Consider the following 23,104-nt stretch of genomic DNA (forward strand, 5'->3'; position numbering starts at 1 on the left):
TTCTGGTTTTGGTTGTTCTTGGTTCATCGTGCGTGGCCTGTTTTCACGTTGGTTTGCCTGGATCGGCTTGGTCGTCCCGGTTTCGCGTTGGTTTGCCTGGATCGGCTCGGTTGTCCCGGTTTCACGTCGGTTTGCCTGGATCGTCCCTGTGCGGGACCGCACCTACTTTTCTTTGCTCGCGCAAAGAAAAGTAGGCAAAAGAAAGCGCGTTTACACCGCCACTTTGTAGCGAGTGGCGTCCTTCCAGAACGGGTAGTGGACCGCGCACGATTTGAGTTGTCGCACCGCTTAACCTGGTGACAAATGGTATGGACGCCTCCCCCTCGCGAGGGCTGCTGACCGAATGGTCGGGGCGCGACCAGGAAGGTGGGTTCTCGCAACCGACGGCCTCAGATGTGCCAGAGTGGAAGTTGGGCAACGTACCACTTGAGGAAGGAGAACCCAAATGAAGCTTACTCCGGTTGGTGTCGATATTGCGAAGCAGGTGTTCCAGGTCCACTGGGTTGATCCGCAAACAGGCGAGGTCGTCAGCCGGCAGATCCGACGCGCCACGTTTCTGTCGCACTTTGCAAATCGCGCGCCGTGCCTGATCGGCATGGAAGCGTGTGGCGGTTCCCAGCACTGGGCGCGTCATCTGGAGCAGATGGGTCATCAGGTGAAGTTGATGCCGGGCCAGGCGGTCAAGGCGTTTGTGAGCGGTAACAAGAGCGACGTGGCTGATGCACGGGCAATCTGGACCGCGGTACAGCAGTCGGGCGTGAGGTCCGTGACGGTCAAGACTGAATCGCAGCAGGCCGTGCTGGCATTGCACCGGATGCGCCAGCAACTGATCAGGTTTCGCACGATGCAGATCAATGGATTGCGTGGGCTGCTGACGGAATACGGTGAAGTGATGGCGGTAGGCCGCGCCGCGCTGAACCGGGCGATGGCTGATGTGCTGGCGCGCCTGGAGGCGCGTTTGCCCACGATGCTGGTGGACACGCTGCGTGAGCAGTGGCAGCGGCTTGACGTTCTCGATGAGCAGATTGCGCGAATCGAACAGCCAAACTCTCGGACTGGATGAAGGAAGAGCGTGCCTGTGGCAGATCGCCGACATTCCCGGCGTCGGGCTGCTGACAGCGACCGCTGCTGTGGCGACGATGGGCGACCCCAAAGCGTTTCATTCAGGACGTGAGTTTGCGGCCTGGCTGGGTCTGGTGCCCAGACAGACCGGCACCGGTGGCAGGATCAGACTGCATGGGATCAGCAAACGCGGTGATGTGTATCTGCGCACACTGCTGATCCACGGTGCACGATCGGTGCTCGCGCGCGCGAAAGAGCCAGGCCCGTGGCTCGAGCAGTTGGGCCGGCGGCGCCCGCATAACGTGGTAATCGTTGCGTTGGCCAACAAGATGGCCCGAACGATTTGGGCGCTGCTGGCGCACGGGCGTACGTACGAGAAAGGCTATGTGAGTACGCGAGCGGCGTAAGCGCTGCAATGACTGAATAAACCGGTTTTGCAGGAGATGGGATGTCAAAGGTTGCGCAAGGTAATTGAGTGTGATGGCACACAGGTCAGACCGGGACTCACCAAACCTGAACTGCCTTGCGGGCTAACAGCCCGTGTGTCAAGTGAGGCGTGAGCCAGCGGATTCCATCGAGGCCAGCGGGTTCGACCTGCAACAAGGCCGGATATAAAGCCGCAACCTTCCTGTCTACCAACACACACGAAAACCCTTGGCAAACGGGAGGCGTCCATATAAAGGCAGTCATTCGTTCCGGCTGTTCGCTCCGCGACAGCCGTTGGGCACAGCCCCGTCTTTTTCTCTCGGCGCTCTTCGCGCGCTGCACTCCGTTTGTCACAACATCCATTTTCCTGGCATGCGCCGGTCCGTTCTCGCGCGCAAAATTCCTGGCTACGCCGAGCGTCGAAACCATCGTGAAGACGGGTAAATGCCATGGCGCAACCAGGCCTTGAGACGGACGCCGGAGCCGTCGAGAAGGCCGAAAAATAGCGTGGCGAAAATAGGTTTTTAAAGCAGGCTACCGCCGCGAAGCGGGCGGGATGTGCGGGCGCGGACCACCGGGAAAAACGGACCGCCGAGTCCAAACGTGCGCGGTCCACTACCCGAAAGTCAGTAGACGCCACTCGCTACGAAGCGCGAGGTAAACGCGCTTTCTTTTGCCTACTTTTCTTTGCGCGAGCAAAGAAAAGTAGGTGCGGTCCCGCACAGGGACGATCCAGGCAAACCGACGTGAAACCGGGACGATCGAGCAAAACCAAACCGACCGACGTGAAACCGGGACGATCGAGCAAAACCAAACCGACCGACGTGAAACCGGGACAACCGAGCAGACCAGCGCAAAGACAGGCCACGCACGCCAACACAACAACAACCAAACCAACCCCAAACCCAAAGTCAACCCCTGACCACAGGATCCTTATCCGGCGGCCCTTCCGGCCGCTGCGGCTCATCGTTATGATGCCCTGGCGACGCCGGCGAAAGCGGATCCCCTTCCGGATCACGGGTCGGATCAGCGAGCGGATCGGGTAACGGATTAGTGTGCATATAAAACATGATCGAATAACCTCAAAAGAAATCCCACCGCGCAGCGGTACATCAAAAGCGTAGACGATCCCCACCTCGATAGAGAACCGATCGCAAAACAAATCCCGCGCCACTTTCAGTGACGCCCCAAACCCCGCCGCGTCACGTTCAAACTCCAGAACCGCTCGTCCCCGAACACGTCGCCATACCCGTCGGCGCCGAACGCCCTCAACTGACTCCCATACGCACTCACCGCCTCGCGCTTCAACGCGTCGCGCCGCTCGTCGTCCAGCGCAAACCGCGCCCACGGCTGCGCGGGTGTCGCCACGATCCCGCGCTTCGACAGATCGGCGAGCCGCGCATCCACGACGCCCGGCTGACACCGATGGATCGCTTCCGCATACGCGAACCACGCAAGATGCGACAACCTCGGCACCAGCTCACAACACGCTTCATACACGAGCTGGTGATCCGGATGAAACAGCCCCAGCGGCATCAGCAAAACATTCGCCGTAGACCGGTAAATCGTCTCCTCCAGCGCGGCCGCCAGCCGGTCGATCGACGGCGAATCCGCATACTGGCAATCGCGAAACGGCATGCGCAACGGAATCGCATCCAGCACGTCGAGCGCATTGTCGTCCTCCACCGTGCGCGCATGGATCGCATCGTGCGAGTCGGCAAAACCGGCTTTCATGTCCCACTCGGTATGCATCGGATGCTCGGGCGGCGCGGCGAAAACGGTGCACACGGCGGCGTCCGGATGCGCAGCCATCAACGCGCCGCAACTGAATACGGCGTCGTCGAAATGCGGTGATACGACAAACAGGCGCGGACTGGTTTCGCTCATACGTTCTCGACGGATTTCATCGGTGAAAGCACGACATCGGCATGGATCGAAAGCCCCACATGAGCTTAGACAAATTTCTCGCGAATTGCGCAACGCATGTCCCGTCCGCAAACCTCATGCCAGCACGCCAACACCAGAATCGATGCGGACTGAACTCGAGCCTCGGCTGGCGAGTCCATCGGAAAAGCGGCATCCTGACGGCAACGCGAAAGGAGGGCGGTTGAAATCATCGACACGTGCGAATCCGGCGTCCACACAAGCCGAACTGTCCGGACCGGACCCGGCGTCGAACGACGCCGACGCCGCGCCCGACGACGCTGTTCCCGATACGTCGACGCCACAGCCCGCCACGCGCCGCGCACCGCGCGCCCGTCGGGTGCCGAAGACCCGCGAGCAACAGGCGAAGGACGACGCGCGCGCGGCGGCCGCATTCCATTCCGAACCGTTTTCCGTCGATACGACTGCGGCCGCCCAGCCGTTCGAGACGCGTCTGCAACGCTGGTTCGACGTGCGCCGCTGGCAAGCGTTCGATTTCCAGCGCACCACATGGCAGGCCATCGTTCGCGGCGAAAGCGGGCTGCTGCACGCGACCACTGGCTCCGGTAAAACCTGGGCGGTCTGGTTCGGTGCGCTGGCCGCGTTCGCCGACCACGCGGCGCGCGGCGTCGACACGCGCAACCCGCAAGCCGATCCGCTGACAGTGCTGTGGATCACGCCGATGCGTGCGCTCGCCGCCGATACCGCGCGTGCGCTGCAATCGTCGGCGCTCGAACTGGCGGTGCCGTGGACGGTCGGCCTGCGTACCGGCGACACGCCTTCGGCCGAACGCGCGCGGCAGAATCGACGGATGCCGTCGGCGCTGGTGACGACGCCCGAAAGCCTGTCGCTGATGCTGACGCGCGCCGATGCCCGCGAAGCGCTCGCGCACGTGCGGCTGGTGGTCGTCGATGAATGGCATGAACTGATCGGCAACAAGCGCGGCACGCAGACCCAGCTGGCGCTCGCGCGCCTCGCGCACTGGCGCGCCGGTCTGCAAATCTGGGGCGTGTCGGCGACGCTCGGCAATACGGCTTTCGCCGCCGACGTGCTGCTCGCGCCGACGAACACGCCGCGCGCGTTCGTGCCCGGCGCGCAGCCCAAAACGCTGATCGTCGATACGCTGATTCCCGACACCATCGAACGGTTTCCGTGGGCGGGACATCTCGGCACGCGCCAGGTCGAACGGGTCGCCGACGAACTCGACGCGGCAGGGACGTCGCTGGTGTTCACCAACACGCGTTCGCAGGCGGAGCTGTGGTATCGCGCGCTGCTCGAAGCGCGTCCGCAATGGGCCGGGCTGATCGCGCTGCATCACAGTTCGCTCGATCAGGACGTGCGCGAATGGGTCGAAAACGGCCTGAAAGACGGCAAGCTGAAAGTCGTCGTATGTACGTCGAGCCTCGATCTCGGTGTCGATTTCCTGCCGGTCGAGCGTGTGTTCCAGATCGGCTCGCCAAAAGGCGTGGCCCGCTTGATGCAACGCGCGGGACGCTCCGGTCATGCGCCGGGACGGGTCTCGCGCGTCACCATCGTGCCGACTCACGCGCTCGAACTGGTCGAAGCCGCCGCCGCGCGCCGCGCGGTCGAAGCGCGTCAGATCGAAAGCCGCGATATGCCGCACAAGCCGCTCGACGTGCTGGTCCAGCATCTGGTGACGGTGGCGATCGGCGGCGGCTTTACCGCGGACGCGATGTTCGACGAGGTGCGCACGAGCTTCGCGTATCGCGACCTGACGCGCGCGGAGTTCGAGTGGGCGGTTGCCTTCGTCGAACGGGGCGGCACGTCGCTGACCGCGTATCCGGATTTCCACCGCGTGGTTCGCGACGACGACGGCATGTACCGCGTGCCGCGCGTCGATCTCGTGCGCCGTCATCGCAACAACATCGGCACGATCGTCGCCAACGCGACGATGCAGGTTGCGTACGTCAACGGTTCGCGCATCGGCGCGATGGAAGAGTCGTTTATCTCGCGGCTCAAACCCGGCGATGTCTTCACGTTCGGCGGCCGCGCGCTCGAACTGGTGCGGGTGCGCGAGATGACCGCCTACGTCAGACGCGCAACGTCGACCCGTGGCGCGATGCCGCGTTGGGCGGGCAGCCGGATGCCGCTGTCGTCGGAACTGGCGGACGCGATGCTCGCGATGTTCGAGGAAGCGGATCACGACATCTACGCAGAGCGCGAAATGGAAGCGGTGCGGCCGCTGCTCGAATTGCAGCGTGCATGGTCGGCGTTGCCGGAACCCGGCGTGCTGGTGGTCGAGCTGTTGCGTTCGCGCGAAGGCCATCACCTGTTCTGCTATCCGTTCGCCGGGCGCACCGCGCATATCGGACTCGGCGCGTTGCTGGCGTGGCGCGCGGCGCGCGAGATGCCGGGCACGTTTTCGATTTCGATGAACGACTACGGCTTCGAACTGCTGTCCGCGCAGCCGTTCGACTGGGCGTCGCTGTTCGATGCGCAACTGCTGTCGGCGGACGGCCTCGAACACGATCTGTTCGCGAGCCTGAACGCATCCGAACTCGCGATGCGGCGCTTTCGGGAAATCGCCCGCGTCGCCGGACTGGTCTATCAGGGCCATCCCGGACAACACAAGAGCGCGCGGCAATTGCAGGCGTCGAGCGGACTGTTCTACGAAGTGTTTCGCCAGCACGACAGCGGCAATCTGCTGCTCGCGCAAGCGGACACGGAAGTGATGCTGCAGGAACTGGAGGTCGTGCGGATTCGCGATGCGTTGGTGCGCATGCGCGCAAGCCGCCTCGTCATCAAACGTCCAAAGAAGCCGACGCCGTTCGCATTTCCGCTGATCGTCGGACGGATGCGCGAAAAAGTCAGCACGGAAAAGCTCGCGGACCGCGTCAACCGGATGCTGGCCGAACTCGAAAAGGCGGCCCGATGAACGTGCGTCGCGACGCGTCCACGCTGACCGTGACCGTGCACGGTCATGACTTGATTCTGTCCGCGCATCGCGCCGCATTCGATCCCGCACTGAAGCTGTTGCTGGTCGCCGACGCGCACTTCGGCAAGGACGCGGTGTTTCGCTCGCACGGCATTCCGGTGCCGGTTGGTTCCACCGACGAGAATATCGCGCGGCTCGATGCGTTGATCGCCGCGCATCGGCCCGCGCAGATCGTGTTTCTCGGCGACGTGCTGCACGGCGCGCAGTCGCACGCGCCGGAAGTGCTGGATGCGCTGCACGCATGGCGCGCGCGGCACGCCGGAATCCGGCTCGTGATCGTCGAAGGCAATCACGACCGGCACGCGGGTTTGCCGCCCGTCACGCTCGACTACGAAGCGGTCCAGGAACCCTGGCGGATCGGACCGTGGGCGCTATGCCACCATCCTCAGCAGGTGGCGGGCGCGTATGCGCTGGCCGGACACGAGCATCCGGTGTATCGCGTGACGACGCGTATCGAATCGGTGCGTTTGCCGTGTTTCCGGTTCGGTGCGGAAAGCGGCGTGCTGCCTGCGTTCGGTAGTTTTACCGGTGGCTTCGTCGTCAATCCGGGCGGCCGGGCGAGCGCCGGCGACGATGCCGTGTATGTCGTCGCGCAAGGCCAGGTGATGGCGGTCAAGCCGCCGACCGGATAACCCGGGCCCGGTCTATGCTGGCCGCCGGGTCCGCCGGACGGCTGTCAAATTCGCATGCAAAGCTATGTCTGGCGGGGTACGCGGGATAAACTTGCGTATTGACTACGATTCGCGGCGCGCCTTGCCTCGACATGCCAAAGGACATCACCATGGTGGCAAGCAGGGAAGCGCCTCGCGGCGACGAAACCGGCAGCCCGGCCCACGAAGCCGCGCCGGGTCCGTCGTCGCCCGATTTTCCTGTGGTGGGAATCGGCGCGTCGGCTGGCGGCGTGCAAGCGTTGCTGCGGTTTTTCGAAAACGCCCCGGCCGACATGAACATGGCGTTCGCGGTCGTGCTGCATCTGTCGCCCAAGCATGAGAGTCTGGCCGATCAGGTGCTTCAGCGCGTCACGCAGATGCCCGTCATCCAGGTCACGTCCGAAACGCACATCCGCAAGAATCACATCTACGTGATTTCGCCCGCCAAAGATCTGGCCATGCGCGACGGCATGCTGAGCGCGTCCGACGCGAGTCACGCGCGCGGCCGTCCGGTATCGATCGACCGGTTTTTCCGCAGCCTGGCCGACGCGCATGGCGAACGCGCAATCAGCATCGTGATGTCGGGTTCGGGCAGCGACGGCGCGGTGGGTATCGGCCGGATCAAGGAACAGCTCGGCATCACGCTCGTGCAGAGTCCGCTCGACGCCGAATATCCGGAAATGCCGCAAAGCGCGATCGAAACCGGCATGGTCGATTTCGTGTTGCCCGCGGTCGAGATGCCGCAAAAGCTGATCGAGCTGTGGCGCATCGCACAGGCCATCGAACTCTCCGACAAAGACGCGAATACCGATGAGCCGGTGATTGCGAGCACGGGGTCGCTGCATGGCACGCCGGTCATCGAGCGCGCGCTGTCAGGCATCCTCAAGCAGTTGCGGGTGCGCACCGGCCACGACTTCAGCCACTACAAGCGCGCCACGGTGTTGCGCCGCATCGAACGGCGGATGCAGGTCAGCGCGCTAACCACGCTGCCCGATTACCTCGACTATCTCACCGGTCAGCCCGAAGAAGCGCAGGCGTTGCTGCGCGATATGCTGATCGGCGTCACGCACTTCTTCCGCGATCGCGAAGCGTTCGAGGCGCTCGAACGCGAGATCGTGCCCGCGCTGTTCGAAGGCCGTGCGGCCGAAGACAAGATTCGTGTCTGGGCGGCCGGCTGTTCGACCGGCGAGGAAGCCTATTCGCTCGCGATGCTGCTGGCCGAGCAACAGGCCGAACGCGCCACGGAACTGCATCACGAAGTCCCGCCGTTCCAGGTGTTCGCCACCGACATCGACGAACGCTCGATCATGGCGGGCCGCAAGGGGCTGTATCCCACGTCGATCATCACCGACGTGCCGCCTGCCCGTTTGCGCCAGTTCTTTATCCGGGAGCCGCTGCATTACCGGGTGGTGAAGCCGCTGCGCGAGCGTCTGCTGTTCGCGCAGCACAACGTGTTGCGCGACCCGCCGTTTTCGAGCGTCGATCTCGTGTCGTGCCGCAACATGCTGATCTACCTGGACCGCGACGCGCAACGTCAGGTGCTGCAGCTGTTCCACTTCGCGCTGCGTCCCGGCGGCGTTCTGTTTCTCGGGACTTCCGAATCCGCGGAAGTCGCTAACGAGCTGTTTATCGCCATCGACAAGAAAAATCGCATTTTCCGCGCCCGTCCGTCGGCCCGTAAAGTTCATCCGCAGCCGACCGTCCCGGTGCCGCCCGCCACTCAGGCGCCGCTTGCGCTGCTTGGCGTCGTGCTGCCGCAATTGCCCGGCCGCGTGTCGTTCGCTGCAGTGCATCAGCGTGCGCTGACGCAGTGCGGCCCGGCCAGCGTCGTCGTCGATCACGCGTCGGATATCGTGCATATGTCCGATCAGGTGGGCCGCTTTTTGCGATTCACCGGCGGCGAGCCTTCGCAGAACATCGTCGATATCGTGTTGCCGGAATTGCGGCTCGAACTGCGCACCGCGCTGTTCCAGGCTACGCAATCGCGACGCAGCGTCGACGCGCGGCGCGTGCGGATCGTCACCGATTCCTCAACGCGCTACGTGAACATGACGGTGCGCCCGTATCACGACGACATCGCGAACGCCGACTTCGTGCTGGTGCTGTTCAGCGAGGTGGACGACGCGCCGGCGTCGCTCGCGGGCGATGCGGCACCGGTCGCGGCCGACCCGCTGGTCGCACAACTGGAAGATGAACTGCGTGGCACGCGCGCGCAATTGCAGGCCACCATCGAGCATGCGGATGCTTCGACGGAGGAATTGAAAGCGTCGAACGAAGAATTGCAGGCGATCAACGAAGAACTGCGCTCGGCCACCGAAGAACTCGAAACCAGCAAGGAAGAGCTGCAATCGACCAACGAAGAACTGTCTACCGTCAACGGCGAATTGCGTGCGCGGATCGACGACGCGAACAAGGCCAACGACGATTTGCAGAACCTGATTTCGTCGACGGAAATCGCGACGATCTTCGTCGATCGCGCGATGCGCATCAAACGCTTTACGCCGAAAGCGGTCGATCTCTTCAACCTGATTCCGTCCGACCTCGGCCGTCCGCTGTTCGACATCACGCATCGTCTCGACTATCCGCAACTCGCCGCCGACGTCGCCGCCACGATCGATTCATTGCAGGTGACCGAACGCGAAGTGCACGGCATCAACGGCGCCGTGTTTCTGAGCCGGATGCTGCCGTATCGCACGGCCGATCACCGGATCGACGGCGTCGTGATGACGCTGATCGACATCAGCGCGCGGCTCGACGCCGAAGCGCAGGCGCGTGAAAGCGAAGAGCGCCTGCAGGTCGCGGCGCAGACCACGCAGGACTACGCGATCATCGTGCAGGACACGCACGGTCATATCGTCACGTGGAATCGCGGCGCCGAGCGCATGTTCGGCTATCTGGAAGCGGAAGTGACCGGCGAACTGATCGACACGATCTTTCTGCCCGACGACCGGAATATCGGCGTCGCGGCGGCGGAACGGCGTCGCGCGCGTATCGAGGGACGTTCGAAGGACGAGCGCTGGCATGTGCGCAAAGATGGTTCGCGGCTGTTTTGCGGCGGCGTGACCACGCAGATCGAAGCGCGTAACTTCACCGGCTACGCGAAGATCATGCTCGACATCACCGATCGCAAGGTCGAGGAGAGCGCGCAGCATCTCGAACTGATTCACGAGCGGACGGTGCGCGAAAAAGTGGAAGCCGCGAACCGGCTGAAAGACGAGTTTCTCGCGGTGCTGTCGCACGAACTCAAGCATCCGCTGAACCTGATTCAGGTGAAGGCGGAACTGCTCGCGCGCGTGCCGGAAGCGCGCGGTCTGCCGGTCGTTCAGGAAGCCGCCGAAGCGATCCGCCACAGCGTCGCCGGGCAGGCCACGCTGATCGACGATCTGCTCGACCTGTCGCGCCTGCGTACCGGCAAGCTCGCACTGCATCCGGCCGCCACCGATATCGCGGCGTTGCTGAGGTCGGCGGCGGAGACGATGCAAGCCGATTTCACCGGCCGTGGCATCGCGCTCGACATGCAGGGCGTCGCGGAGCCTTTCACCGTGGATGCCGATCCGGTGCGGCTCGAACAGATCGTCTGGAATCTGGTCAGCAATGCGCTGAAGTTCACGCAGCAAGGCGGCCGGATCAGCGTGACGCTGTCGCGCGACGGCGACTCCGCCTGCATCGAAGTGCGCGATAACGGTCAGGGCATCGACCAGGCGTTGCTGCCGAGCATTTTCGACATGTTTATCCAGGCCGAAGGCGTGACCAGCCGACGCCGCGGCGGATTGGGCATCGGTCTCGCGCTCGTCAAGCAGTTGACGGAACTGCACGGCGGCCGGGTCGCGGTCGAGTCGGGCGGCGCGGGAATGGGGGCGCGGTTTCGCATCTGGTTGCCCGCCAGCCGCGACGTGACGCTGTTACCCAGCGTCACGCCGGACGGCCTGCACAGCGATCCGAACCTGCTGAAAGGCAAGCGCCTGTTGCTCGTCGACGACGCAACCGACGCGCTCGACGCGTTGCGCACGCTGCTCGAACTCGAAGGCGCGAGCGTGCGCGCGGAGTCGAGCGGGGCGGCGGCATTGCGCGCGGTCGGCGAGGAGTCGTTCGATCTCATCGTGTCCGACATCGCGATGCCCGGCATGGACGGCTATGAACTGATCGCGCAATTGCGGCGCGCGGCGGCCACCGCGCAGGTGCCGGCGATCGCGTTGTCGGGTTTCGGGCGGCGTCAGGACGCGATGGCGGCGCGCCAGGCCGGATTCGACGCGCACCTCGGCAAACCCGTGTCGCTGACCACATTGCTGCAGACCATCGGCGGGGTAATGCGCAATCGCGTGGCGTGAGCGTCATCGGTTGCCGGGCGGTGTTTCCGCCCAATGTTCACGCACCGTTGCCGCGCATCAATCCAGCGGTATTTCCAGCGCCGCCATCGACATGCCCGCCATATAGCTCGTATGAAAATAGCCGCAGCGCGCAAACGCGGAAATGCGGGCGAGCCGTTCGGTTTCCGGGCATCCGTCGTCGGGATCGGACAGCGTGGTTCGCACCGTCGCGGTGCTTTCCGTGCGGGCAGGTGACGACGGTTGCGCCGTCGGTGAATCCGGACGGAACGCGGCAATGCCGCGTATCGACAGACTTTTTTTCAGCAAGGCGGTAAGCGTGGGCATCGCGCGGGTCTCCGTGCGGGAAGAGCGTCTGTTGAATCTAGACGCTGCGGTGCACAATCGCAAATACGCTTTCGTGAAATGCTTTGCAATGGCGGTTCGATACGGAAATCTGCCGTGTCGGAGGCGGCGCCCGCCGATGCCATTTCGAACCGTTAGAATGCGGAATCGTCCACGAGAACAGCGCGTTTTTTCAACCGACCTATGCATCCGAACCACCCTGCACGACAACTCGACATCATCCCGCACGACCAGCTGTCCGACCGCTTGCCCGCACGCGTGGCCGACACCGTGACGCCGCACGAAGTCGTCGTGTTTGCCGTCACCGACGACGCATCCGACACCGCCGCGTTCAGCGAACGCTACGGCTTCGGCCTCGAAGACTGCGCGAACACCATCGTGCTGCGTTACAAAAAGGAAGGCGCGGAGCATTATGCGGCGGTCGTATCGCTCGGCTCGCTGCGGCTCGACATCAACGGCGCGGTGAAGGCGCAGCTCGGCGCGCAGCGACTGTCGTTTGCGAAACGCGAAGACGCGGTCGAACACACGGGGATGGAATTCGGCGGCATCACCGCGTTCGGCATTCCGGACGGCTGGCGCATTCTGGTCGATAGCGCGGTGATGGAACGCGCGCAGGTCGTGATGGGCGCGGGCGTGCGCGAAGCGAAACTGCTGTTGTCGCCCGCCGTGCTGCAACGCCTGCCGGGCTGCGAAGTCGCGCCGCTGACGCTGGCCGTCCAGTAAGCGCGGCACGGCCACCGGCCGCGCGCATCGAAATAAATACGCGAACATCACCGGTCAGGCACGCGATCTGCTGACCGGGCTCGGTTGCACGCGCGCTCGATGCGGCGTCGGCCGTAGGAAGGACAACAAACAGGGGATGCGTTGTGTCGAGGAGAGTGTGTTGAAGAATCCGGCTGAATCGGTGACCGGCGCGACGAACGCCGGCGCGGCGCCTGCCTTTCTCGCGGGCGGCGGCGAGATGGGCGCATTGATCCGTGCATACGACTGGGCCGCGACGTCGATCGGCGCCCCTGAAAACTGGCCGCAAGGTCTGAAAACCGCAATCCGCATCATGCTGACGTCGCGTCAGCCGATCTGGATCGGCTGGGGACCGGAACTGCTGTTCTTCTACAACGACCCGTACAAATCGATCATCGGCGGCAAGCATCCGGTCGCGCTCGGCGAGCCGACGTCGGTGGTGTGGCGCGAAATCTGGCCGGATATCAGCCCGCTGCTCGACACCGCGTTAAACGGTTCCGAAGGCACCTTCGTCGAGCAGAAGCTGCTCATCATGGAGCGCAACGGCTTCCCCGAAGAAACCTATTACACGTTTTCGTACAGTCCCGTGCCGGGCGAAGACGGCAGCGCCGGTGGCATCATCTGCGCGAACAGCGACGACACCGCGCGCGTGGTCGGCGAACGCCAGTTGACGTTGCTGCGCGAACTCGGCGCATCGGTGACGGACGCGCGCACGTGGCGCGACGCGTGCGAACGCAGCGTCGGTGCGTTGCGGGTCGATCCGCAAGATATGCCGTTCGCGATGCTGTATGCGCTCGACACCGAGCCGACCGCACATGCAAGCGCTACGAGCCCTACCAACGCCACGCACGGCCCGCGCGCGAGCCTGATCGGCGCGAGCGGGATCGCGCACGGCCATCCGGCCGCGCCGGAATGGCTCGATCCCGCCGACGCATCCCCGTGGCCGCTGGCCGACGCGTTGCGGATGCAAACGCCGTTGCTCGTCACCGATCTCGCGAGCCGTATCGACGGCGCGTTGCCGTCCGGTCCGTGGCATCTGAAACCGACTCAGGCCGTGATCGTGCCGGTATCGCCGGGCGGCGATTCGGGGCGCGCGTACGTGCTGATCGCCGCGCTCAATCCATGCCGTCTGTTCGACGACGGCTACCGCGCGTTTCTGAATCTGGTCGCGGGCCAGATCGGCGCGGCGATCGCCAACGCGCACGCTTACGAGGAAGAACGCCGCCGGGCCGAAGCGCTGTCCGAAATCGACCGCGCGAAAACCACTTTTTTCTCGAACATCAGTCACGAATTCCGCACGCCGTTGACGCTGATGCTCGGGCCGCTCGAAGAACTGCTGGAAAAGCCCACGCTCGACGATCCGGACGACCGCAAGCTGATCGAAGTCACCCATCGCAACGGCTTGCGTCTGCTGAAACTCGTCAATGCGCTGCTCGATTTCTCGCGCATCGAAGCCGGGCGTTTTCAGATCGATCCGCAACCGACCGACATCGCCGCCTTCACCGCCGAACTCGCGTCGATTTTCCGCTCGGCGATCGAAACGGCCGGGCTGCAACTGGTGATCGATTGCGGTGACGAACCGGCGATTGCGGCCGTAGATCGCGACATGTGGGAAAAAGTCGTGATGAATCTGCTGTCGAACGCGTTCAAGTTCACGCTGTCCGGTTCGATCGCGGTGTCGGTGCGCGTCGCGGCGGACCGTGGCGTCGAAGTGAGTGTTGCGGATTCCGGCATCGGTATTCCGGAAGAGGAAATCCCGCGTCTGTTCGAACGCTTTCATCGGGTCGCGGGCGCGGCGGGGCGTTCGGTCGAAGGCAGCGGGATCGGGCTTGCGCTGGTGCACGAGCTTGTGAAGCTGCACGGCGGCACGGTGCGCGTGGACAGTACGCTCAACGTCGGCAGCCGCTTTACCGTGGCATTGCCGCCGCTGTCGGCGGGCGTGCTCGCGAACGACGCGGCAACGCCCGCGCCCGCATTGACGAGCGCGAATGCCATTGCCTATGTCGATGCCGCGTTGCGCTGGATGCCCGACGCGCCCACGCTGGTTGCGCCGGACGAACCCGCTTCGCTGCTCGCCACGGATGCGTCGGCGGCAACGTCGGGGGCGCGTGCGATCGGCCGGCTGCTGGTGGTGGACGACAACGCGGATCTGCGCGACTACATGCGCCGCATCCTGAGCGCGGCGGGCCATGACGTCAGCGTCGCCGAAGACGGCCAGGCCGCGCTCGACGCGGCGCGCCGCGCGCCGTTCGAGCTGATCGTCAGCGACGTGATGATGCCGCGCCTCGACGGGTTCGGGCTGCTGCGCGAACTGCGCGCCGACGCCGAACTGCGCGATACGCCGGTGCTGCTGCTGTCGGCGCGCGCCGGCGAGGAAGCGCGTGTCGGCGGTCTCGATGCGGGCGCGGACGACTATCTGATCAAGCCGTTTTCCGCGCGCGAACTGCTCGCGCGCGTCGCGGGCAATCTGCAACTGGCCCGCCTGCGACGCGAAACCGAGCGCAATCTGCGCGAGGAGTCGCGCACGCTCGAAATCCTGAACCGGGTCGGCAAGGCGGTCGCCGCCGAACTCGATCTGAGCCGCGCGGTGCAAGTCGTCACGGACGCTGCGACCGAGCTGACCGGCGCGGCATTCGGCGCATTCTTCTACAACGTGCGCACCGAGGACGGCGGCAGCTACATGCTGTACGCGCTGTCGGGCGTGCAGCCGGAGGCGTTCTCGCAGTTCCCGATGCCGCGCAACACGGCCGTGTTCGCGCCGACATTCAACGGCGAAAGCATCGTCCGTTCCGACGACATCACGAAAGATCCGCGCTACGGTCACAACGCGCCGCATCACGGGATGCCGTCGGGACATCTGCCGGTGGTCAGCTATCTGGCCGCGCCGGTCGTGTCGCGTACCGGCGAGGTACTGGGCGGTCTGTTATTCGGTCATCCGGAACCGGGCGTGTTCACCGCGCGCGCGGAACGGATTCTGGTCGGCATCGCCGCGCAGGCCGCGATTGCGATAGACAACGCGCGTCTCTATCAGGACGCTCAGAACGAGATCGTCGAGCGCACGCGCGCGCAGGCTGCGCTGCGCGAACTGAACGAAACGCTGGAACGGCGCGTCGTCGAAGCCGTCGCGGATCGCAACCGGATGTGGGATCTGAGCGAGGATCTGCTGGTGGTCGCGAGCTTCGACGGCACGCTGCAGCGCGTCAGTCCGTCGTGGACGCGCGTGCTCGGTCATCAGCCGCACTGGCTGGTGTCGCAAGGCTCGTTTGCGCTGGTGCATCCGGACGACGTGCCGGCCGTCAAACAGCAACTCGACCAGTTGCGGCGCACGGGCACGCCTGTGCTGCACGAGACGCGCCTCAGGCGGATCGACGGCTCGTGGCGCTGGATTGCATGGACGCTCACCGTCGACCCCGCCACGGACCGCGTACACGGCGTAGGACGCGATGTCACGACCGACAGGGAAACCACCGAAGCGCTACGCAACGCCGAAGAAGCGTTGCGGATGGCGCAGAAGATGGAAGCGATCGGCAAGCTGACCGGCGGTGTCGCGCACGACTTCAACAATCTGCTGCAAGTGATCGGCGGCAATCTGCAATTGCTGGCGAAAGACGTCGCCGGTTCGGACAAGCCGGAGCAGCGCGTGCGCAATGCGCTGGCGGGCGTTGCGCGCGGCGCGAATCTGGCGTCGCAACTGCTCGCGTTCGGCCGCCGTCAGCCGCTCGCGCCGAAGGTCGTCAACCTCGGCCGCTTTATTCGCGGTCTCGACGACATGTTCCGCCGCGCGCTGGGCGATGGCGTCGAAATCGAAACGGTGGTGTCGGGCGGCTTGTGGAACACGCTGGTCGATCCGTTCCAGGTCGAGAACGCACTGCTGAATCTCGCGATCAACGCGCGCGACGCGATGAACGGTCACGGCAAGCTGACCATGGAAGCGGGCAACGCATCGCTCGACGACGCCTATGCGCAGCGCAACGCCGATGTCGTGCCCGGTCAGTACGTGATGCTCGCCATCACCGATACCGGCGCGGGGATGCAGGCCGATGTGCGTGAGCGCGCGTTCGAGCCGTTCTTTACGACCAAGCCGGAAGGTCAGGGCACCGGGCTCGGTTTGAGCATGGTGTACGGCTTCGTCAAGCAGTCCGGCGGTCACGTGAAAATCTACAGCGAGCCGGGTCACGGCACGACGATCCGGCTGTATCTGCCGCGCGTGCGCGAAGAAGAGGACCGCGAAACCGATGTCGAAGCGGGACCGGCGAAGGGCGGTGCGGAAACGATTCTGGTGGTCGAAGACGATGAGGACGTACGCGCAACCGTGGTCGAAATGCTGTCCGATCTCGGCTATAGCGTGCTGAAAGCGAAAGACGCGCAAAGCGCGCTGGCGATCGTCGAAAGCGGCGTGGCGATCGATCTGCTGTTTACCGACGTGGTGATGCCGGGACCGTTGCGCAGTCCGGAACTCGCGCGCAAGGCGCGCGAACGTCTGCCGTCGATTGCAGTGCTGTTCACGTCCGGCTATACGGATAACGCGATCGTTCATGCCGGCCGTCTCGACGAAGGCATCGAACTGTTGAGCAAGCCTTATACGCATGAAGCACTGGCGCGCAAGGTGCGTCACGTGATGCGCACGCAAGCGGCCGAAGCGGTGGCCGAAGCCGAAGCCGCCGCACAGCAGACGCAAGCCGACGATGTGCCCGCCACCGTGCTGCCGACCGACGCGATCGGCAGTTTGCGCGTGCTGTATGTCGAAGACGACGAACTGGTGCGTTCGAGCACGACCGAATTGCTGGGTCTGTTCGGCGTCGATGTGGTCGAGGTCGATGGCGCGGCGGCGGCGATGCGAATCTTGCAGAGCGAGCCGGTCGATGTGCTGTTGACCGACGTTGGATTGATCGGTACGTCCGGCGTCGATCTCGCCATCGACGCCTGCAAGTTGCTGCCCAACCTGCGCGTGATCTTCCTGAGCGGCTACGACCTCGTGCTCGATCACGCCCAACGGCAAGCGTTGCCCAACGCAACGCCGCTGCGCAAACCGTACGATCCGCAAGCGCTGGTCGATGTGATCAGGCGTACGGGAAGCTGACCGGCTTTACGCAGTGCATCCGGTTGGTTTAGCGCTCCGACCACGCCGGATCGCGTTCGCTTGCAAACGCATTGCTGGTTGCAGGCGCAACGTTTCGCGCAGCACTCGGCGACGGCGGGACGGCCTTCGCCGAGCCTCGGGATTTCAGCCTGAGAATCGGCGCTTCGATCAGTCGCCATGACAGCATCGCGATGCCCAGCGACACGAAGAACGACAGCGCAATGCCGATCCCGTGCGCCCACACGGGCACATGTCCGCCGAACAGCGCATTCACACGCCGCGTACGGGTCGGATCGGGAATCAGGTTGTGATACAGATAGAAGCCGTAGCTGATACGGCCGAGTCCCGCGAGCCAGCGCATCTCCAGAAAGCCGATCACGGTCGCGCTGCTACAGCATGCAATCGAGCAGACCAAGGCGGCGATAGACGCGCCGTAGGTCGCGCATACGGCCGTATAAAACAGCGCATTGTCGAGCGTGCTCCATACGGGTTCCAGCGCGCCGAACGCCAGTACGCAAGCCGCCAGCGCAAATACCGTGGACGGACGCGCAAGCGCGATATGAAGCCGGGTCTGTTCGTTGCCGATCAGCAGACCGCCTGCGCCGCCTAGCGCGAGCAGCCAGAAATTCGTCAGCGGACTCGTATAGACCGTGATTTCGGGCCAATGCGCGGCGCGCATCGCAAACACCGATGCAAGCCCGATTGCCACGATCAGACCGCACACCACGCGATGCCAGCGCATTGCCACCACCAGCAGCAACGGCGCGAACACCAGATAGAACTGCTCTTCGATCGCGAGACTCCACAGATGCGAGTAGCGTCCCGGCCAGTAATGCAACACCGACCCGATCCAGATATTCGACAGGTAAGCGAAATGAAACGGCATGCCGCTCGCAAGCTCGGGACTGGCGAATCCGAAAGCCATCAGCGCGCACATCACGATCAGCATCAGGTAGTAGATCGGAAAGATGCGCAGCGTGCGGCGGAACAGAAAGCGCTTGAGTTCGATCCAGAACGTGCTGCCCGCGCGTTCGATTCTCGCGCGTTGCGACGACAGGATACGGATGATCAGAAAGCCGCTCAGCGCAAAGAAAATCCATACGCCGAGATGCCCGATCTCGCCGACATCGTCGAACAGACGGTGCTGAAGAAACACCATCAATACAGCGATGGCGCGCAAGCCGTCGAAGCCTGAGATTCGTTTGTTCATCGTGCCTGATATCCCACGCCGGCGCGCATCGACGCCGCGATTGATTGCGTAGCGGAGACCGGGCGCGTGACGACAGGAAGCGTCGGATCGACGCCTGGGCGTGCTGCTGAACAGACGCCGGGCCGGTAGGTTCCGCTGCTGATGAATGGCGGCCGTCGTGTCGATTGGCGAGCTGGCGCTACGACGCGACGGGCGGGTGTGAATCAAGCCTACGAGAAAAAAAATGCGAAAAAAATCGCGAAGTGTGGATTGATCTATTTTTATTGCGCACGACGGCACACCACTCGCATTACATCGCGTAAACCGCTTGAATTGCGGGTCGAAATTACTGGCGAGAGAAGTGCGCGCGTCAGATATTGCCGGTGATTAGCGATCCGATATAAACGTCGGCTCGAATGCGGGATCGCACCGGTTGCGGTACAAAATGCTTACACGTGGCGAAGGTCGTCGGGTGTATCGACGTCGCGAATGATGCCTGGATCGTCGACATCGATGCGGGTCACGCGATGCGATGCAAACAATGCGCGTGCGCCCGTATCGCCGTCGAGCGACAGCAATGCGTCCCGATGCTCGACACCGAAGCCGACCGGATGGCCGCGCTGACCCTGATAAAACGGCGCGACGATCGACGCACCTTCATCGAGCGTGCGCGCGACGGCTTCGATTGTGGGCAATGCGATACGCGGCATATCCGCCAGCGCAACGATCCAGCCCTCGGCGTCGGCGCTGGCGTGAATGCCGGCAGCGAGCGTTGCGCCCATCCCGCGTTCGGCGTCGGCGGCGAACATCACGTCGCAGCCAGCATCGTTCAGTTCGCGGGCAAGCAGTTCGGAGCCGGGCCGCACGATCGCGACCACACGCGTGACCACCTGTAGCAAACGTTGTGCGGATTCATGCGCGAGCGGCATGCCGTCGGGCAGCCGTGCAAGGAGCTTGTTGTGAATGCCCGACGGGTCGAAGCGCGAGCCGTAGCCGGCGGCGAGCAACACGCCGGTTGCGAGCGAGGCATAGGCCATGACGGGCACCATGAAGAGGGGAATGCGCCGATTGTGCGGTGCAATCACACAGCGCGCAAGCGTCAATCCGCACGGCGCATGCATGCGTTGTGCGCATGCAGCGTCGTGTGCCTCGACAGGGTCCGCGATGACTTCGCCGGTTCAGGTGCGCATCACCTTGTCCAGCGTGATGGGCAGATCGCGCACGCGCACGCCGGTTGCGTGATACACCGCATTTGCAATCGCCGCCGATACGCCGGTAATTCCGATCTCGCCGATTCCCCTGACGCCCAGTGGATTGATATGAGGATCGGGGCGATCGATAAACGTGATGTCGAGCGCGCCGATGTCCGCATTCACCGGCACGTGATACTCGGCAAGATTGGCGTTGGTAAAGCGGCCGTAGTGCGGGTCGAGCACCGTCTCTTCCTGCATCGCCGCACCGATCCCCCACACGATTCCGCCGATCATCTGGCTATGCGCGGTCTTTCGGTTCAGCACGCGACCGACATCGTAGACACCCACCACGCGCGCGACGCGAATCGTGCCGAGGTCCGCATCGACGTGCACCTCCACGAACACCGCGCCGAACGAGTGAAACGCGTACTGCTGTTTCTCCGCGCCGGGTTTGACGGTCGCGACGACTTCGATCGGCTTGCCGCCCGCGCGCGCCAGAATCGCGCCGGTCGGATCGCGTCGCGACGGATCGGTGCGACTGACCACCCAGCCGTTTTCGACGGTTACGTCGTCGATGGCGGTGCCGTGGATCGGCGACGCCGCATCGGCCAGCGCCAGCGCGATCAACTGGTTGCGCGCTTGCAGACAGGCTTCGCGCACGGCCGGCGAAACGCTCGCGGCAGACTGCGAGCCGCCCGATACCGGCGCCTTGGGTAACGACGAATCGCCCAGCGCGAAGTGGATGTTTTCCGGCGCGAAACCGAGCGCGTCGGCGGCGACTTGGGTCATCACCGTGTACGTACCGGTGCCGAGATCCTGAGTGCCCGACGCGACCATCGCCGTGCCGTCCGGCTGGATTCGCGCGAGCGCCGCCGCTTCGCTGCGGTTCGCCGGATACGTCGCGGTCGCCATGCCCATGCCGATCAACGTGTGGCCGTCGCGCATCGAACGCGGCGTCGCGCTGCGCTTCGACCAGCCGAATTTTTCCGCACCGATGGCATAGCAGTCGCGCAAGGATTTGCCCGAAAACGGCCTGTGCTCCTGCGGCTCTTCTTCCGCATAATTCTTGATGCGCAGCGCGAGCGGGTCCATCTTCAGCGCCCACGCAAGCTCGTCCATTGCCGACTCCAGCGCGAACGAACCGGTCGTTTCGCCGGGCGCGCGCATGAAAGTCGGCGTGCCCAGATTCAACTGTACGAGTCGATGCGACGTCACCTGATTGGGCACGGCATACGACATCCGCGTCACCATGCAGCAGGTCTCCGTCCAGTCCTCGATCATCGACGTGTTCGAGAAACTGTCGTGCCGCATCGCCGTGAGCGTGCCGTCGTGCTTCGCCGCGAGCGTGAAATGCTGTTCGGTATGCGGCCGGCTGCCGACCGGGCCGAACATTTGCGGACGTTCGAGCGCGATCCGCACCGGACGCCCGACCTGTTTCGCAGCCATCGCGCACAGCACGACGTGCGACCACGCCGAGCCTTTGCAACCGAATCCGCCACCGACAAACGGCGAGATCACGCGAACATTGTCCGGGTCGATGCCGAGCGTTTTGGACACGGCGGTCCGGGTGCCGGTCACGCCTTGCGTCGAGTCGTACAACGTCAGTTGCGGGCCGTCCCACTGCGCCATCGTCGCGTGCGGTTCCATCGGATTGTGATGCTCGATCGGCGTGGTGTAGACCGCGTCGATGCGCACCGGGCCGTCGGCGAGACCTGCTGCGAAGTCGCCGCGCGTGGTGTCGGTTTGACGCCCTTGCGGTTTGTCGGGCGCATGCGCATTCGCTTTGGCGCGGGTGAAATCGAGCGTTGCCGCCGTGTCGCGATAGACGATCCGCAACTGATGCGCGGCGTCGGTCGCGTGTTCGAGCGTGTCGGCGATCACCACCGCGACCGGCTCGTTGTTGTAGTGGACTTCGTTGTCCTGCAGCAGCGACAGGTGGCGGCCCGCGGGCGGCGCGAGTGCGGGCCGTCCGCCGTTCGGCAGACGCGGCGCGTTCTGATACGTCATCACCAGCAACACGCCCGGTAGCGATTGCGCGCGGCCAGCATCGATCGACGCGATGCTTCCGCGCGCAATCGTGCTCGTCACGATGACGCCATGCGCGAGCCGCGCGCCGGGGAATTCCGCCGCGTAGCGGGCCTCGCCGGTGACTTTCATCAGACCGTCGATGCGGTCGAGCGGCTGGCCGACCAGCGGTTCGTTCATCTTCATGCGACACCTCCGGTCCCGCCTGCGGCCAGATTCACCGCGCGCACGATGGCGCGTTGCGCGAGCTGCACCTTGAATGCGTTGTCATGCTGGGGCCGCGCGTCGCGCAACGCCGCTGCGGCTGCGCGGTTCAACGCGGCGTCGGTCAACGGCTGGCCGCTGAGCATCTGTTCGGCGACGCTCGCGCGCCACGGTTTGTGCGCAACCCCGCCCAATGCGATGCGCGCCTGTCTGATGGTGCGGCCATCGAGTTGCAAAGCAGCCGCGACCGACACCAGCGCAAACGCATAGCTCGCGCGATCGCGTACTTTCAGATAGTGCGCGTGATCGCCGAATAGCGGCGGCGGCAGATCGACTGCGGTGATCAGTTCGCCGGGCAGCAGCGTCGTGTCGGTATCGGGACGATCTTCCGGCAAACGATGAAACGCGGCGAATGGCACGACCCGTTCGCCGCGCGGTCCGACGACCCGCACGACCGCGTCGAGCGCGGCCAGCGCCACGCTCATGTCGGACGGATTCACCGCGATGCATTGCGCGCTCGCGCCGAGAATCGCATGCGTGCGGTTATGGCCTTCGATGGCCGCGCAGCCGCTGCCCGGCGTGCGCTTGTTGCATCGATCGAACGCGATATCGTAAAAGTACGGGCAACGTGTGCGTTGCATCAGATTGCCGCCGACAGTCGCCATGTTTCGCAATTGCGCGGATGCACCGGCAAGCAATGCTTGCGACAGCAACGGATACTGCGTGCGGATCGCCATGTGATTCGCGGCGTCGCTATTGCGCACCAGCGCGCCGATCCGAAGCCCGCCGTCCGGCAAGCTCGCGACGGTATCGAGTCCGCCGATATGCGTGATATCCACCAGCCGCATCGGCCGTGCGACACCGCCTTTCATCAGATCCAGCAGATTGGTGCCGCCGCCGATATACATCGTGCCGGGTTGTTGCGCGGCGCGCAGCGCGCTCGCGACGTCGCCCGCGCGTTCATAGGAAATCGCTTCCATGCCGG

General features: G+C 64.2%; 11 protein-coding genes and 1 pseudogene. 6 read left to right on the top strand and 6 right to left on the bottom strand.

What is annotated here, in order from left to right; translation table 11 throughout:
• Window positions 1-445: 445 nt before the first annotated feature.
• Window positions 446-1,469, top strand: a pseudogene (locus tag PW947_RS17620) (IS110 family transposase).
• Window positions 1,470-2,664: 1,195 nt separating this feature from the next.
• On the opposite strand, the gene PW947_RS17625 reads toward PW947_RS17620, so the two are convergent.
• Window positions 2,665-3,375, bottom strand: a complete 711-nt coding sequence (locus PW947_RS17625) for a PIG-L family deacetylase (RefSeq protein WP_299633628.1) — start codon at window positions 3,373-3,375, stop codon at window positions 2,665-2,667.
• A gap of 376 nt (window positions 3,376-3,751) precedes the next feature.
• Here PW947_RS17625 and PW947_RS17630 point away from each other — a divergent pair, with 376 nt between their 5' ends.
• From PW947_RS17630 to PW947_RS17640, 3 genes are all read left to right on the top strand, one after another.
• Window positions 3,752-6,307, top strand: coding sequence for a ligase-associated DNA damage response DEXH box helicase (locus PW947_RS17630; RefSeq protein WP_299633693.1), 2,556 nt, complete (start codon window positions 3,752-3,754; stop codon window positions 6,305-6,307).
• Window positions 6,304-6,999, top strand: coding sequence for a ligase-associated DNA damage response endonuclease PdeM (gene pdeM / locus PW947_RS17635; protein ID WP_299633629.1), 696 nt, complete (start codon window positions 6,304-6,306; stop codon window positions 6,997-6,999). Before PW947_RS17630 ends, pdeM begins: the two co-directional genes overlap by 4 nt.
• A 149-nt stretch (window positions 7,000-7,148) precedes the next feature.
• Complete coding sequence (locus PW947_RS17640) at window positions 7,149-11,345, top strand: CheR family methyltransferase (protein WP_299633630.1); 4,197 nt, start codon at window positions 7,149-7,151, stop codon at window positions 11,343-11,345.
• Between the two features lie 57 nt (window positions 11,346-11,402).
• Here PW947_RS17640 and PW947_RS17645 read toward each other — a convergent pair whose 3' ends face one another.
• Complete coding sequence (locus PW947_RS17645; RefSeq protein ID WP_299633631.1) at window positions 11,403-11,669, bottom strand: hypothetical protein; 267 nt, start codon at window positions 11,667-11,669, stop codon at window positions 11,403-11,405.
• A gap of 201 nt (window positions 11,670-11,870) precedes the next feature.
• Here PW947_RS17645 and PW947_RS17650 point away from each other — a divergent pair, with 201 nt between their 5' ends.
• Both PW947_RS17650 and PW947_RS17655 read left to right on the top strand, forming a co-directional pair.
• Window positions 11,871-12,410 (top strand): YbaK/EbsC family protein, encoded by a 540-nt coding sequence (locus tag PW947_RS17650; protein ID WP_299633632.1) that lies wholly within the window; start codon window positions 11,871-11,873, stop codon window positions 12,408-12,410.
• Window positions 12,411-12,648: 238 nt separating this feature from the next.
• A complete protein-coding gene (locus PW947_RS17655) occupies window positions 12,649-17,508 on the top strand; it encodes a response regulator (RefSeq protein WP_299633694.1) in 4,860 nt (1,619 codons plus the stop codon).
• A gap of 28 nt (window positions 17,509-17,536) precedes the next feature.
• Here the strand turns inward: PW947_RS17655 and PW947_RS17660 are convergent, their stop codons facing one another.
• The 4 genes from PW947_RS17660 to PW947_RS17675 all read right to left on the bottom strand — a co-directional run bounded on the left by PW947_RS17660 (window position 17,537) and on the right by PW947_RS17675 (window position 23,099).
• Window positions 17,537-18,718, bottom strand: coding sequence for an acyltransferase (locus tag PW947_RS17660; RefSeq protein WP_299633633.1), 1,182 nt, complete (start codon window positions 18,716-18,718; stop codon window positions 17,537-17,539).
• 428 nt (window positions 18,719-19,146) lie between these two features.
• A complete protein-coding gene (locus PW947_RS17665; RefSeq protein WP_299633634.1) occupies window positions 19,147-19,734 on the bottom strand; it encodes a nucleotidyltransferase family protein in 588 nt (195 codons plus the stop codon).
• A gap of 141 nt (window positions 19,735-19,875) precedes the next feature.
• On the bottom strand, window positions 19,876-22,095 hold the full coding sequence (locus tag PW947_RS17670) for a xanthine dehydrogenase family protein molybdopterin-binding subunit (protein ID WP_299633695.1): 2,220 nt from the start codon (window positions 22,093-22,095) through the stop codon (window positions 19,876-19,878).
• A gap of 2 nt (window positions 22,096-22,097) precedes the next feature.
• Window positions 22,098-23,099, bottom strand: coding sequence for a xanthine dehydrogenase family protein subunit M (locus PW947_RS17675; RefSeq protein WP_299633635.1), 1,002 nt, complete (start codon window positions 23,097-23,099; stop codon window positions 22,098-22,100).
• Window positions 23,100-23,104 lie beyond the last annotated feature (5 nt).

This window comes from Paraburkholderia sp., from assembly GCF_028283785.1.
Taxonomy (GTDB): domain Bacteria; phylum Pseudomonadota; class Gammaproteobacteria; order Burkholderiales; family Burkholderiaceae; genus Paraburkholderia.